This is a genomic window from Rufibacter roseolus (assembly GCF_017916365.1).
Classification (GTDB): Bacteria; Bacteroidota; Bacteroidia; order Cytophagales; family Hymenobacteraceae; genus Nibribacter; species Nibribacter roseolus.
The window spans coordinates 441,004-454,338 of record NZ_JAFMSU010000002.1 but is presented as its reverse complement, the minus strand read 5'-3'; the positions used below and the strand labels follow the sequence as shown (position 1 = coordinate 454,338).

Here is a 13,335-nt window from a genome sequence, read left to right as displayed (position 1 = left end):
AAGCAAGGGACTACTACGTATAAATAGCAGCTATCTACCCCGGAGTGGGGTAACTCTCTATGAAAAAAATTTACTTCTACGTGCTAGGCCTGGTGTGGCTTGGGGCTTCGGGCATGGTGCCCGGTGCGGCACTGGCCCAAAACTGTCTGCAACCGCTGGGCTTGGCCAAGAATACTGAGTTCGTCTTTCAGGTAACCGACAAGGGGCGCAACAAAGGCACCCTCAACAACAAAGTGGTACAACAGGTAACCGACAAGGACGGCGCTTACGTGACCACCTTCAAAAGCGCCCGCAGAAACAAATCTAACCGGCCAGAAACCGCTGAGGAGTACCACATCCGGTGCGTCAATGACACCGTTTACCTTGATGCCATGCTTCTGCTCAGGGAACAGGTAATGAAAGCCTTTGAAGGAAAGGATTTTGACTTTACCCCGGTAGATATTGCCTATCCGCAGCAGATGAAAATAGGCCAGAAATTGCCCGACGGAAAACTGGGTGTCAAGGTCCGCTCCTCTTCAGTAAATATAACCCAAATTTCCATGGTAGCAACAGACCGCAAGGTAGAAGCCATAGAAAAAGTAACCACCCCGGCCGGCACCTTTGACTGCTATAAAATCACCTACAACTATGAGGTGAACCTGGACGCCATGGGCCTGCCTCTGCGCGATGTTTTCAAGGTGGAGGAGTATTTCTCCCTGGAGCACGGCCTCATCAAATGCCAGTACTATAACAAGCGCGGAAAGAAAGCCAAAGGCCTGGAACTCATAACCAAGCGGAACGCGGCCCAGGCCCTGCAGAAATAAACCGCTCTATGTTTGCACCTTAGCCTAAGTTGAGTAGCTTTACTCATAGTTAAATCCAAGACTGCTATGAAAAAGCTTCTCTTCCCAGCCTCCCTTGCTTTGGCCCTTCTTTTTGGAAACTGCGCCAGAAACCCTGAGGCCCCTGCTTCTGCTGCCCAGAACTCTGCGCAACCGGTGAAAACCTTCGGGACCAAGATCACGACCAAGAACGCCATTGCCGCCACCCAGCTGCCCACTATGCTTGAAACCCAGGACTCAGCCAAGGCAACTATTGCCGCCAATGTGCTGGAGGTTTGCCAGGCCAAAGGCTGCTGGATGAAAGTAGCCTTAGATGGGCAGGAGCCCATGCGGGTCACCTTCAAGAACTACGCGTTCTTTATGCCCAAAAACATTGTAGGTAAGGAAGTGGTGTTTGAGGGTGTGGCGTTCAGAGACACCGTGAGCGTGGCAGACCAGCGCCATTTCGCCGAGGATGCCGGAAAAAGCAAAGAAGAGATTGCCGCCATCAACAAACCCAAAGCCACCATCACGTTTGTCGCTTCCGGCGTACAGGTCAAAGAATAGCTCTTTGATTATAGATATTGTGGCCTCCGTTTCATGGCTGATTTTTGGAAATCAGCCATGAAACGGAGGCTGTTATTTTTTTGGTAGAGTATTCCTAAAGGAAGGGAAGAGATTAAGCCAATTGCTTGAGGAGCCATTGCTCAGCCTGGGTTTGTTCATCAAAAGACCTCACAATGATCAGCGGTTCTTTCATTTGGGTCTGGAACTGGTCAAATGACCTCTTCCCGAAAATGCCCGGGGACAAGACATGCGCGAAGTACCGCAGGCCCAGTGAGCTTGCGGCCGGTGCCCATTTAAAAGCCATGTACGGCACAGCCACCTCCCAAGGGCCTATGAGTTCGCGGTTACTGTTAAGTAGACCCCGGCAAGGTTTTTCCCGCAGCATAGCTAGGATTTGATTACCGCCCATCACCACCGTTTCAAGAGACTGGATCCCAATCCAGTTCACTTGAATGTACCCATTCAGCAGCAGCCTTTGCGCCTCAAAGTATACATCACCATTCGCCTTCTTGAGCTCCGTTTTATCCATTGAGTTGATTTCCCACATTCTGTTCTGCCTTTTAGGGGACAGAACTTTATACTGTGCTTTTGGCTTTCTCCTCAGATTTTACATCAAGGCTTAAAAATTCTTTAATGGCAGCAATGGTCTCTTCCGGGGCACTAAGGTTAGGGCAATGCCCGGTGGCTTTCAGGAGCTTGAAGGTGCTATTGGGCAGGTTCTGGTGCATATACTCCCCTACCGGCAGGGGCGCAATCACGTCATCAGAGCACTGCAGGATCAGGGATTCGGTTTTCACGTTCTTCAGATCGGCCCGGTTATCTGAGAGGAAAGTGATGCGGGCAAATTCCTTGGCCACCTCTATGTTGCTTCGGCAAAAGCTCTGGGCCAGTTCCTGCCCCAATTCGGGCCGGTCTTCGTTGCCCATGATAATGGGCGCAATGCTGTGTGACCAGTTCAGGTAATCGCTGTCCAGCGAAGCCAGCAGGCCATCTATGCCCTCCTGGGTAAATCCTCCGGTGTAATCTTCATCGTTGATGTAACGGGGTGAGGGCCCGATCAATACCAGTTTGGAGAACCTGTCTGGGTCAATGATGGAAGCCAGCACCCCGATCATGGCACTGACCGAGTGGCCCACAAAGATGACATCCTCCAGTTCCAGCTCCTCGCAGATTTCCAGGATGTCTACGGCGTAAGACTGCAGTGATGAATAGCGCTCCAGAACGTACGCAGAGGTATCTGCCTTCCCGAAACCCACATGGTCAAAGAGTATTATTTTGTAATCTTCTTCAAAGGCAGGCGTAACGTAGCGCCACATAGACTGGTCGCAGCCATAGCCGTGGGCAAACAGCATGGGTTTCTTCCCTTTGCCTTTGACCTGTACATAATTTCTTTTGGTAGCTTTCATATTTAGGGGGGTAATGAAGGGCAAACACATATGTCCTGCAATTCAGGAGGAGCTGACGAAATATACGAATCTTCTATATAAGAAACGGACTTTAGGGCTTTTTTATCAGAACAGCCTATGAATAAGCCAGGTTCTAATTTGCACCCACACAAGATAATATTAAATTTTAAAAAGCTGCGTAAGTCACCATTCCAGGAAGCCAAATTAGAAATACAGGCATTTTCAAGTAGGAATTATCCTTTGAAATGGGAGAATCCGTTTCTTTTTGCTTTACAGAAAACAGGCTCAAAACAGCTTTCGCCATTCTGTAATCCTACTCTGCCGGTAATGCAGGGAATCTATTCAAACCAGCTCCATTCCATAAAAAGAAATCCAACTACCAGAAATTTTGCCCGTTTAACCCATGACAAGAAGCACAGTTGTTGGCAGGAAATGGCCCGCACCAAGGTGTGCAGGGGCGTATCTGCTGGTATTAGAAATTATAAGTACACTTTATGGAATCTTTGAAAGGAAAAACTGCCCTTATTACGGGCGCCGGCAAAGGAATTGGGCGTGCCATTGCCCTTGCGCTGGCTAAAGAAGGAGTGAACATTGGGTTGCTGGCCCGCACCAAAAGCGATCTGGAGAAAGTGTCCTCTGAGATAGAAGCCCTTGGCGTGGAAACCTCCATCGTGACTGCCGATGTCACCCAGATCCGCAGCGTGAACGAGGCCGTGGAGCAGGTGCAGCAGGAATTGGGCTTTGTAGATATCCTCATCAACAACGCTGGTACAGCTTCCTTCGGGAAGTTCCTGGACCTGGAGCCGGACCAATGGGAGCACATCATCAAAGTAAACCTGATGGGGCCTTACTACGTGACCCGCGCCGTACTGCCCGCCATGATCTCCAAGAAAACCGGCGATATCGTGAATATTTCCTCTACTGCCGGGCAACGCGGCTCCGCGGTGACCAGTGCTTACAGCGCCTCAAAATTCGGGCTCATTGGCTTGTCTGAGTCCCTGATGCAGGAGGTCCGGAAGCACAACATCCGGGTGACCACCCTCACCCCCAGCACCGTAGCCACCGACTTAGCCGTGGAACTAAAGCTTACGGACGGCAACCCAGATAAAGTAATGCAGCCAGAAGATTTTGCTGAGTTTGTGGTTTGCCAACTAAAGCTGAACCGCAGGGTTTTCCTTAAAGAAGCGGGCATCTGGTCTACCAATCCTTAGGTGAAAATATCGGCGACCGCCGGATAAAAATCTGAAAAGGGTTTCGGGGCTGTTTTTCAAAAAACAACCCCGAAACCCTTTATAGTTATTGCTCTCTTTCCAGAGCTATATCAAAAGCCTTTCAAATCAATGTCGCCGGTTTCCTGAGTGGGAATCACCCGTTTGGTTTGCTTCTGGATGATCTTGAAATGGTGGGCATCCTCGGGGGTAACCAGCGTGATCGCCTCTCCCGCCGACTCTGCCCGGCCCGTGCGGCCAATCCGGTGGATGTAGTCTTTAGACGCGCGCGGCAGGTCATAGTTGATCACGTAGGGCAAATACTGCACGTCAATTCCCCGCGAGGCCAGATCAGTGGCCACCAGCACCGTTACTTTCCCTTTCTTGAACAAGGCCAGCGCCTCAGTGCGCGCTCCCTGGCTTTTGCCGCTGTGCAGCGCCACCGCTTTAATGCCGTTGTTCGCGAGTTTGGTCACCAGATGATCGGCGCGCTGGGTAGCGGAGACGAACACCAGCACCTGTTGCATGTTATTGTGTTTGATGAGATAGCGCAGGAACGGACCTTTCCTTTCAGTGGCCACCAGGTAAGCCATCTCGGAGATCAGCGACGGCCCGGCGTCTTCCTCTTCTTTGATGTCCACCACAATAGGCTCATGCAGCAAAGTTTCCTGGATGGCGTCTACCTTCTTGTCCAGCGTGGCTGAAAACAGCAGATTCTGGCGTCTTTTTGGTAAAAGGGCCAGAATCTGGCGCATCTCCTCCTCAAAACCCAGGTTCAGCATTTTATCGGCTTCGTCCAGCACCAGCGTCTCTACCTCAGACAGATGCACCGCCTTAGACTCCACCAGGTCCAGCAAGCGGCCCGGCGTGGCCACCAGGATATCGGTTCCCTGCAGTTTCATCATCTGCGGATTGATAGACACGCCCCCAAATACAGCCAGTGTCTTAATCTGGATAGGAATATGCGCGCTGAAAGACAGGAATACCTCCCCCACTTGCAAAGCCAGTTCCCGCGTGGGCACCAAGATGAGCGCCTTCACGTAGCGGTTCCTGAAAGCCCGGTTCGTCTGCATTCTGTCCAGGATAGGCAGGGCGTAAGCCGCGGTTTTCCCCGAGCCCGTCTGCGCAATTCCCAGCAAATCCCGTCCCTTCAAAATCTCCGGGATAGCGATTTTCTGCACCGGGGTGGGTTGAGGGAAATTCTGGGTGGCCACGGCTTTGACAATGGCGGGCGATAAACCTAACTCTGAAAAGGACATACTATAGTCTTGAAGGATATTGTAGCCCAAAGATAGCCTATAAATACGGGTTCTGGATTGCTCAGACATCGGCGCTTGTGACAGCAGCACCGCCTGGCGGGAAATTCCGGATGATTTCTTCTACCAGCACCTCCGGCGGATGCACCACATCCAAAGTTAAGGCATGAACGGGCACCTCCAGCGTGTTCAGTTGGGAGGCCAGCAAAGTAGCAGGCATGTAGTGCCCCTCCCGCGCGCTCAGGCGGCTCTGGAGCAAGGCCGCATCACCATTCAGGAAAGCTATTTTGAGCTCGTTTTTCAGGTTCTGCTGCAAAACCAGGCGGTACTTCTCCTTTAGCGCCGAACAGGCCAGTACAATCTCCTGCCCCGCTTTTTCCGCCTCCTGCAAAAGTCCGTTCAGTTTTAGAAGCCACTCAGCGCGGTCCTCGTCCGTAAGTGGAATGCCACTTCGCATTTTCTCAATGCTGGGCGCCAGGTGGTAATCATCGGCGTCAAAGAAATGCAAACCAAGTTTCTGCGCCAAAAGCTTCCCCACCGTGGTCTTTCCGCTCCCCGATACGCCCATTACCATATATGACATGTTTTGTTCTTTTTAGTTTAGGAAAAACCCAAAGAAGCAGGATTTTCAGGATTGAACAAATTTTATGGATTTAAGAACCTGTTAGATGCAATTTCTTGAGCCTTTTCCAACGTAGTTTACAATGGGAACCAAAACGCTTGTACCTCAGTTTGGCCGGAAATCCGCTTTATGTGAAAACACCTATCCATAACGTTCCGCCTTTAAAAGAGAATCGCAGAAATCTGAGGAATAATCTTACATCTGCCGAGGCATTTTTATGGAAAATCCTGCAAAGAAGCCAATTGGACGGAAAAAAATTCAGGCGGCAACACAGTGTAGGTCCATATATCCTTGATTTCTATTGCCCTTCAGAAATGCTCGCCATTGAATTGGATGGAGCCCATCATTTTACCTATGCCGGCATGGAGAATGATCATGTCAGGACAGCTTACCTGCAGAACCTAAACATCAGAGTAATCCGGTTTGAGAACAAAGATGTGTTTGAACAGACAGAGGGAGTTATTGAGGAAATTAGGAGAAGCTTTAGAAAGTAGCAACCATTTACCACCCCCAACCCCTCCAATATTAGGAGGGGAGCTTTTCTTCAATAGCCGCTTTCCGGTTAATTAATGTTTGCAGTCCATTTTGCCACAACGTTCCCCTTGTTGAATAAAAACCTAAAAGTTTGCTAAAAGCAAGATCCTTTCGTGCTCTTTTTCCAAAACTAAAGCAAAAACAGCTTCTTCAAGTGCAGGTATTTATACGATAAAAACTCTGGCTACCCCTAATCTACGGTGAGGAGCAGAAAGCTCCCCTCCTATTTTAAGAGGGGCTGGGGGTGGTTATTTGGAGAACCAGGATGGAGCAACTTCGGGGTGATTTTTCATACCTTTGCCCTAGATAAAAACACCACGCACCCATGCCTGAGCAGAACCCTGAAGCCCGCATTTTAGAGCTTACCCAGCGCCTTAACTACCTCAATTACCAATATTACCAGAACAGCGTCTCGGAAGTGTCTGACTATGAGTTTGACCAGATGCTGAAAGAGCTGCAGCAGTTGGAAGAGCAGCACCCGCAATTCCGCTCAGACAACTCCCCCACCCAGCGCGTGGGCGGCACCATTACCAAGAGTTTTCCTACGGTAAAGCATAAATACCCTATGCTTTCCTTGGGCAACACCTACTCTGAGGATGAGGTGCGGGAGTTTGACAACCGCGTGCGCAAGGTCACCGGTGACCACGTGGAGTACGTTTGCGAGCTTAAGTTTGATGGGGTGGCCATGAGCCTCACTTATACCAATGGCGCGCTTACTGCCGGCGTCACCCGGGGCGACGGGACCCGCGGCGATGACATCACGCCCAATGTGCGCACCATCCGTACCATTCCGCTGCACCTGCACGGTGAGGACATCCCGGCGGAGGTAGAGGTGCGCGGTGAGGTATTCATGCCTTTCTCGGTGTTTGAGGAACTAAACAAAGAGCGCGAGGAGATTGGAGAAGCATTGATGGCCAACCCTAGAAACGCCACCTCCGGCACGCTCAAGCTGCAGGATTCCAAAGAAGTGGCCCGCCGTCGTCTGAGCATGTTTGCTTATAGTTTGCTCAGCTCCCCTACCCTGTTCGACAGCCACTCCCAGAGTTTGGAGGCCTTGCAGCGTTGGGGACTAAACGTATCGCCTACCTGGCGCGTGTGCGACACCATTGAAGAGGTAATGGACTTCATTCACGAATGGGAAACCAAGCGCTTTGAGCTACCCATCGCCACAGACGGTATTGTGGTGAAGGTGAACTCCTATGCGCAGCAGGAGGAGCTGGGCTACACGGCCAAAAGTCCGCGTTGGGCCATGGCCTACAAGTACAAAGCCATGGAAGCCGTCACTGATCTGCTGGGCATTGAATACAATGTGGGCCGCACCGGCGCTGTGACGCCCGTGGCACTCATGAAACCGGTACTGTTGGCGGGCACTACTGTGAAACGCGCTTCCCTGCACAACGCCAACGAGATAGAACGCCTGGGGCTGATGATCGGTGACAAAGTGGTAGTAGAGAAAGGTGGCGAGATCATCCCCAAGGTAACCGCGGTAAAAACCGAATTACGGACAGAAAACGCTGAGCCAATTGTATACCCAACCATTTGCCCGGCCTGTAATACCGCCCTGGTCCGTACCGAGGGAGAGGCCAACCACTATTGCCCTAACGAGAAAGGCTGTCCGCCGCAGGTGAAAGGCAAACTGGAGCATTTTATCAGCCGAAAGGCCATGAACATCATGAGTCTGGGCGAAGGCAAGATTGAGTTGCTGGTGGAACAAGGTCTGGTCACCAGCCCCGACCATCTCTATGACCTCACGTATGACACGCTGTTCGGGTTGAAAAAGACCTTTGTGAACGAAGAGACCGGTAAAAGTCGGGTGGTGACGTTCCAGAAAACCACCGTGGAGAACATCCTCAAAGCGTTGGAGAACTCCAAGGAAGCACCATTTGACCGGGTGCTGTTTGCCCTGGGTATCCGGTTTGTAGGGAACACAGTAGCGCAGAAACTGGCCCAGCACTTCCGGAACATAGACGCCCTGCGCACCGCCACCGAGGAAGAACTCATTGCCGTGCCCGAGATCGGGGGCCGCATTGCCGCCTCGGTGCGGGAGTATTTCCAGGATGTAGCCAACGTACATTTGGTGGAACGCCTGAGGTTCCATGGCTTGCAGTTGGACCTGGGTGAGGTAGCCGTGGTAGAGCCCCAATCCGATAAACTGGCGGGCCTCACCTTCGTGGTATCCGGGGTATTCTCTGGCTACTCCCGCGAGGAACTGCAGGATACCATTGTGGCCAACGGCGGCAAGATTGTTTCCTCCATCTCCAAGAAACTGTCTTACCTGGTAGCCGGCGACAAAATGGGACCCAGTAAACTGGAGAAAGCCACTACCCTGGGCGTGAAGATTGTTTCTGAGGAAGAATTCAACCAAATGCTGGCGTAGTCCTGCGTGCTTGGCATAGACGCTCGCAGGACCTCCGGACGCTACGAGGTCTTTTGAGCACACGGTAATACCATCGGCTAATTTTTCTCATTCAAAGCGGGAAAAGTATGCATCCCCTGTAAGCGGTAGAATGAGATTGCTACAAGGTGGTTGTACTGCTTCTGGGCAAATAGGGAAAATGTAAAAGGTGATTTAGGCATTGTTTTAGAAAAACGTGCCTAAATCACCTTTTTGCTTAAGTTCTGGGATAACGCCTGCTCAAAGGACCTCGCAGCGTCCAGAGGTCCTGCGAGCGTCTGCGCCAATTCAGGTCCACAATGTTTACACTTCATCAAACTTCTTCTCCTCCCCAGGAAATCAAAAAACCAATTGGGAAAGACCATCCTTTCGTTTCAAAACACAATAAAATAGTACAAAAGGTGTAACGCTTCGCTTCTATCCTCGTTCGTGTAGGAAACTGTGTAGACCTTTAAAACTATGACATTCAAGCCACTGCCAATTGAGAGAAACAAGGAAGGAAAGGTGCGGACCGTAGGTTTTGAGTTGGAGTTCGCGAATGTGGGCATCAATGAATGCCTGGAGATCATCCAGGTGCTGTACGGCGGCGAGATAGAATGGGAAAACCGTTTCTCGGCCAAACTGGTAAATACGCGCCTTGGCGATTTCAGCGTGGAGATAGACCTGAAGCTACTCACCGAGAAACAGTATAAAACGCTCTTCGAGAAGCTGAACATTGATGTGGAGCATGTCAAACTGGGTAACGAAACCCTGGAGAGTTTCATAGACGATGCCCTGGAGGCCGTAATCCAGAAAGTGATTCCCTATGAAATAGGGCTGCCGCCGCTTCCCTATGACCAGCTGGAACAATTGGAGGTGCTGCGCCAGACCTTGTATGAGCACCACGCCAAAGGCACCGAGGCCTTCATCACTAATGCCTTCGGTACGCACATCAACACCGAGATCCCCGATACCGAGCCAGACACCATTCTGCGGTACATCAGGGCATTTCTGCTTTTATACCCATGGCTTCTGGAGGCTGGCGAGACAGATTTCGCCCGCAAGAACCTTACCTCGTTCATTAATCCTTTCCCGGCCGAGTACAACCGGCTGGTGTTGGATCCGGGTTACGCGCCTACCCTGGAACAACTCATTGACGATTACCACCAGTACAACCCAGACCGGAATCGCCCTCTGGATATGTACCCCCTCTTTGCCTCTGTGCGGCCTGAGCAAGTGAACCAATATACGAACCTGGGCAGCGTAAAAGCCAGAAAGACTTTCCATTACCGCCTGCCCAACTCCTGTATCTCTGACCCAGACTGGACCCTGGCCCAAGAATGGAACAATTGGGTAGTCATTGAAGAACTGGCCAATGACCCAGACCGCATCACCCAGATGAGCAAAGAATACCTCAGCCTGAAAGAGAACACCCTCATTGGGTTTGAGAAAAAATGGTGCAAACAAACTGAGCAGTGGCTACCATAAAGAAGACCAACTATAAGATCCACCGTAACCGGCCCACTATTGGCATTACCGGCCCAGACAAGGGCGGCGAGGTGGCGTGGGTATTCACGGCCTTCGGGGTTTTGCTGGCCGGCGGCCGACCCGTGCATATCACCCCGTCAAACCCGCGTACCGCCGATGGCTTGCAGGGCCTCATTGTGGGCGGCGGCGCCGATGTGGATCCTAAGACTTACCAGCAGGACTCGGTCTTTCAGGAGTACCTCAAACGCACGCTCAAGAACCCCAGGAAAAACTTCTTCCAGAGGATCTGGCGCTTCACCCGCTGGATCTACTACCCTGTCCTTTTCTTCGTGCGCAAACTCTTCAGCCGCAAGCCGCAGTGGTCTCTGGACCATGACCGCGACCACCTGGAGTTCCAGCTCATAGACCAGGCTGTGAAAAAGAACCTGCCGGTTCTGGGCATCTGCCGGGGCTCACAGCTATTGAATGTGTACTTCAGGGGAACCCTGCACCAGGACATCAGCGATTTCTACAAAGAAGAGCCCAATCCGTCCAGCATTTTTCCGGTGAAGAAAGTCACCTTTAAGCCAGGCAGCAAACTGGAGCAGATTATAGGGGGCCCAAAACTCAAAGTGAACGCGCTGCACCACCAGGCGGTGCATACCCCCGGCAAAGGCCTTGACATAGTGGCCACAGAATCTAACGGGGTGGTGCAGGCCATTGAACATGTGGAGCGGGATTTTATCATGGGCGTACAGTGGCACCCAGAGTACCTGCCCCGAAGACAGGAACAACGCCGGCTCTTCCAGGCCTTGGTGCAGAAAGCCAGGGAGGTGAACCGGCAGATTGAAGAACCAGACATGGCCGAGGCCCTGGCCCAACCCCGCGATGCCGCCCTGGTGTCCCTGGACCAGCAGGTAGCGGAAACCGCCGAGAAAAGCGCACTGTAAGAATGGCTTGACAATATCTTGTTGCCTAGAACAAGGTGATTGTGTTTCAGCCTTGTTTTGGTGAAATCAGCTTGAAAACAAAAAAAGCGGCCGGATTTAATCCGGCCGCTTTTCCTTTCTACTAAATCAATTAAACAACTAAACCTTAGGTTTTACTTACACTAGCACTAATACAACCAGCAAGGCTTTGGATTGTTTGTTCTTCTCTAAAATTTTTTCCTATAGAATACGCATCTCAATGCGGCGGTTCAATTGCCGGTTCTCTTCTGAGGTGTTGGGGGCATCTGGTTGGGTCTGACCGTAACCCTTGGCCTGGAAGATAGAAGCTGGAGCGCCTTTGGAGACCAGGTATTTCACCACGGCCTTGGCCCGAGCCTCGGAGAGTTTCTGGTTTGCGGCTGGCTGACCTACGTTATCGGTGTGGCCGGCAATCTCCACCTGTATCCTGGGGTTGGCCTTCAGGAACTGGAAGATTTTGTTCAGTTCCGTCTGCGACTCTGGCCGAAGTTCGGCTTTGCCGGTGTCAAAGAAGATGTTGCTGAGCACGGCTTTGGCGCCTTTGTTCAGGGGCTGCAGGTAGAAGTCCAGGGCCAATGGCGCCGAGGTGGAAGTTGCGGCAATATGGCGGCTTTCCAGCACGTGGTTTGGTGCCGTCACATATAAGGCGTAGCGCTGTTTCTGGTTCAGGACGATGGTGTACGCGCCCGAGGTACCATCTGAGTTTACCTGTTGGGAGATCACGCCCGCAGAGTCAAGGTCATACACCTGCACGGTGGCTTTGAGCGGTTTTTTGGTGACGGCGTCAAAAACGCGTCCTTGGGCAAATGAAGCAATGGTTTTGCTTTTCCAGACTTCGGGCACTTCAAACTGCAGCAAAGCAACCTCCGCTTTGGTGCCTGCCACCGCCTGACCCGAGTAATATCCGGTTTTGTTGTCAGGGGAAATGAAGATGGAGCTTTCGTCGCGGTGGGTATTCAGCGGGTAGCCCATGTTCTGGGGCGTGCCCCAGCCGTTTTGCTCCCGGTTTACCTTAAACAGGTCCAAACCGCCCATGCCCTGCAACCCATCAGTGGCGAAGTACAGGGTGTTGCCACTGGCGTGCAGGAAAGGCGAGTTCTCGCGGCCCGGGGTATTCACTTTGGGGCCCAGGTTCACCGGCAGGCTCCAGTTGCCGTCATCCTGCTGTTTGGTCATCCAGAGGTCCTCGCCCCCTTGCCCGCCTTTGCGGTTAGAGGCAAAGTAAATGGTGCGCCCATCCGCCGAGAGACTTGGTTGGGAATCCCAGGATGCGGTGTTCACGGTTCGGCCCATGTTTTTGGGTTTGCTCCACTCATTTCCCTCGCGGTAGCTGATGTACAGATCGCAGGAGCCGTAGGAATCCTGGCGGTTGCAGGAGGTGAAGACCAGCACGCGACCATCGCCGGAGAACGAGGCAGCACCCTCGTTCAACTCTGAGTTGATGGCTTCCGAGATGGGAACTGCCGCCTGCCACTGCCCATCCTTGCGGGAAGCCAGGTAAAGGTTCTCGTCGTCCAGTTCTCCGCTGCCGTTGCGGGCGGTGAAAAGCAGCGCCTGTTGGTCGGCGGTGAGCACCGGGGAATACTGCAGGTTGAATTTGTTTACCCCCTCGCCTAATGGCTGAGGCTTGAAGTCAACAGGCGTTTTGATGGCGTTTTGGGCAAACTTGGCATTTTCCAGCTGCTGGACTGCTCGCTGCATCTGCCGGCTGTTCTTCTTCCCGAACTGGATGTAGTGCTGGTAATAGGTAGAAGCCTGGTCATACTGCCCACGGGCGAAGGCCAGATCAGCGTAGTTGTAATAATCGGCGGAGCGGCCAGGTTTTAAATCCATTTTGGCCAAACCACGTCGGAAATACTGGTAAGCCTCCTCCTCTTTCTGCAGGATACGGTACAAACCAGCGGCCTCCAGGTAAGCCTCCCCAAAGGTGGAATCCCGCTTCACGGCATCATTGAACGATGCCAGCGCCTTCTCAAAATCCCGGGCCTGGATGTATTTCAATCCTTCCTGGTAAGCGTTCTGGGCTTTTTTATTCGCAGAGCCACCTTCTATTGGCTTTTGGGCAGATGCCGGGGTGGTTAACTGGAGAAAGAAGAAAAAGACAAGGCAAAGAAGCGGGAGACGCTGCATGGT

The 13,335-nt window shown here is 52.1% G+C and carries 13 protein-coding genes; 8 read left to right on the top strand and 5 right to left on the bottom strand.

Going from position 1 to position 13,335, the window contains the following annotated elements; genetic code table 11:
* Positions 1-59 precede the first annotated feature (59 nt).
* Positions 60-803, top strand: a complete 744-nt coding sequence (locus J3P35_RS10845; RefSeq protein WP_210464624.1) for a TapB family protein — start codon at positions 60-62, stop codon at positions 801-803.
* A gap of 66 nt (positions 804-869) precedes the next feature.
* Positions 870-1,367 (top strand): DUF4920 domain-containing protein, encoded by a 498-nt coding sequence (locus tag J3P35_RS10840; protein WP_210464623.1) that lies wholly within the window; start codon positions 870-872, stop codon positions 1,365-1,367.
* A 112-nt stretch (positions 1,368-1,479) separates the two neighbouring features.
* Here J3P35_RS10840 and J3P35_RS10835 read toward each other — a convergent pair whose 3' ends face one another.
* Together J3P35_RS10835 and J3P35_RS10830 are read right to left on the bottom strand one after the other, a co-directional pair.
* The gene (locus J3P35_RS10835; protein WP_210464622.1) at positions 1,480-1,914 is read right to left on the bottom strand and encodes a hypothetical protein; all 435 of its coding nucleotides are present in this window, start codon (positions 1,912-1,914) and stop codon (positions 1,480-1,482) included.
* 28 nt (positions 1,915-1,942) lie between these two features.
* Entirely contained in the window at positions 1,943-2,773 is an 831-nt protein-coding gene (locus J3P35_RS10830) for an alpha/beta fold hydrolase (RefSeq protein WP_210464621.1), read from the bottom strand.
* A 117-nt stretch (positions 2,774-2,890) separates the two neighbouring features.
* Here J3P35_RS10830 and J3P35_RS10825 point away from each other — a divergent pair, with 117 nt between their 5' ends.
* Together J3P35_RS10825 and J3P35_RS10820 are read left to right on the top strand one after the other, a co-directional pair.
* Complete coding sequence (locus tag J3P35_RS10825; protein ID WP_210464620.1) at positions 2,891-3,280, top strand: hypothetical protein; 390 nt, start codon at positions 2,891-2,893, stop codon at positions 3,278-3,280.
* A complete protein-coding gene (locus J3P35_RS10820) occupies positions 3,268-3,984 on the top strand; it encodes a 3-ketoacyl-ACP reductase (protein WP_210464619.1) in 717 nt (238 codons plus the stop codon). The genes J3P35_RS10825 and J3P35_RS10820 overlap by 13 nt, the downstream gene beginning before the upstream one ends.
* A 110-nt stretch (positions 3,985-4,094) precedes the next feature.
* On the opposite strand, the gene J3P35_RS10815 is transcribed toward J3P35_RS10820, so the two are convergent.
* Both J3P35_RS10815 and J3P35_RS10810 read right to left on the bottom strand, forming a co-directional pair.
* Positions 4,095-5,240: a DEAD/DEAH box helicase gene (locus tag J3P35_RS10815; protein WP_210464618.1), complete on the bottom strand. Its 1,146-nt coding sequence runs from the start codon at positions 5,238-5,240 to the stop codon at positions 4,095-4,097.
* A 61-nt stretch (positions 5,241-5,301) separates the two neighbouring features.
* Complete coding sequence (locus J3P35_RS10810; RefSeq protein ID WP_210464617.1) at positions 5,302-5,820, bottom strand: gluconokinase; 519 nt, start codon at positions 5,818-5,820, stop codon at positions 5,302-5,304.
* Positions 5,821-5,990: 170 nt separating this feature from the next.
* Here J3P35_RS10810 and J3P35_RS10805 point away from each other — a divergent pair, with 170 nt between their 5' ends.
* The 4 genes from J3P35_RS10805 to J3P35_RS10790 all read left to right on the top strand — a co-directional run bounded on the left by J3P35_RS10805 (position 5,991) and on the right by J3P35_RS10790 (position 11,184).
* The gene (locus J3P35_RS10805) at positions 5,991-6,353 is read left to right on the top strand and encodes an endonuclease domain-containing protein (RefSeq protein WP_210464616.1); all 363 of its coding nucleotides are present in this window, start codon (positions 5,991-5,993) and stop codon (positions 6,351-6,353) included.
* Between the two features lie 365 nt (positions 6,354-6,718).
* Positions 6,719-8,770: an NAD-dependent DNA ligase LigA gene (ligA, locus tag J3P35_RS10800; RefSeq protein WP_210464615.1), complete on the top strand. Its 2,052-nt coding sequence runs from the start codon at positions 6,719-6,721 to the stop codon at positions 8,768-8,770.
* Positions 8,771-9,247: 477 nt separating this feature from the next.
* A complete protein-coding gene (locus J3P35_RS10795) occupies positions 9,248-10,255 on the top strand; it encodes an amidoligase family protein (protein WP_210464614.1) in 1,008 nt (335 codons plus the stop codon).
* Positions 10,243-11,184: a gamma-glutamyl-gamma-aminobutyrate hydrolase family protein gene (locus tag J3P35_RS10790; RefSeq protein ID WP_317195369.1), complete on the top strand. Its 942-nt coding sequence runs from the start codon at positions 10,243-10,245 to the stop codon at positions 11,182-11,184. Before J3P35_RS10795 ends, J3P35_RS10790 begins: the two co-directional genes overlap by 13 nt.
* Positions 11,185-11,403: 219 nt before the next feature.
* On the opposite strand, the gene J3P35_RS10785 is transcribed toward J3P35_RS10790, so the two are convergent.
* Entirely contained in the window at positions 11,404-13,332 is a 1,929-nt protein-coding gene (locus J3P35_RS10785) for an OmpA family protein (RefSeq protein WP_246850163.1), read from the bottom strand.
* Positions 13,333-13,335 lie beyond the last annotated feature (3 nt).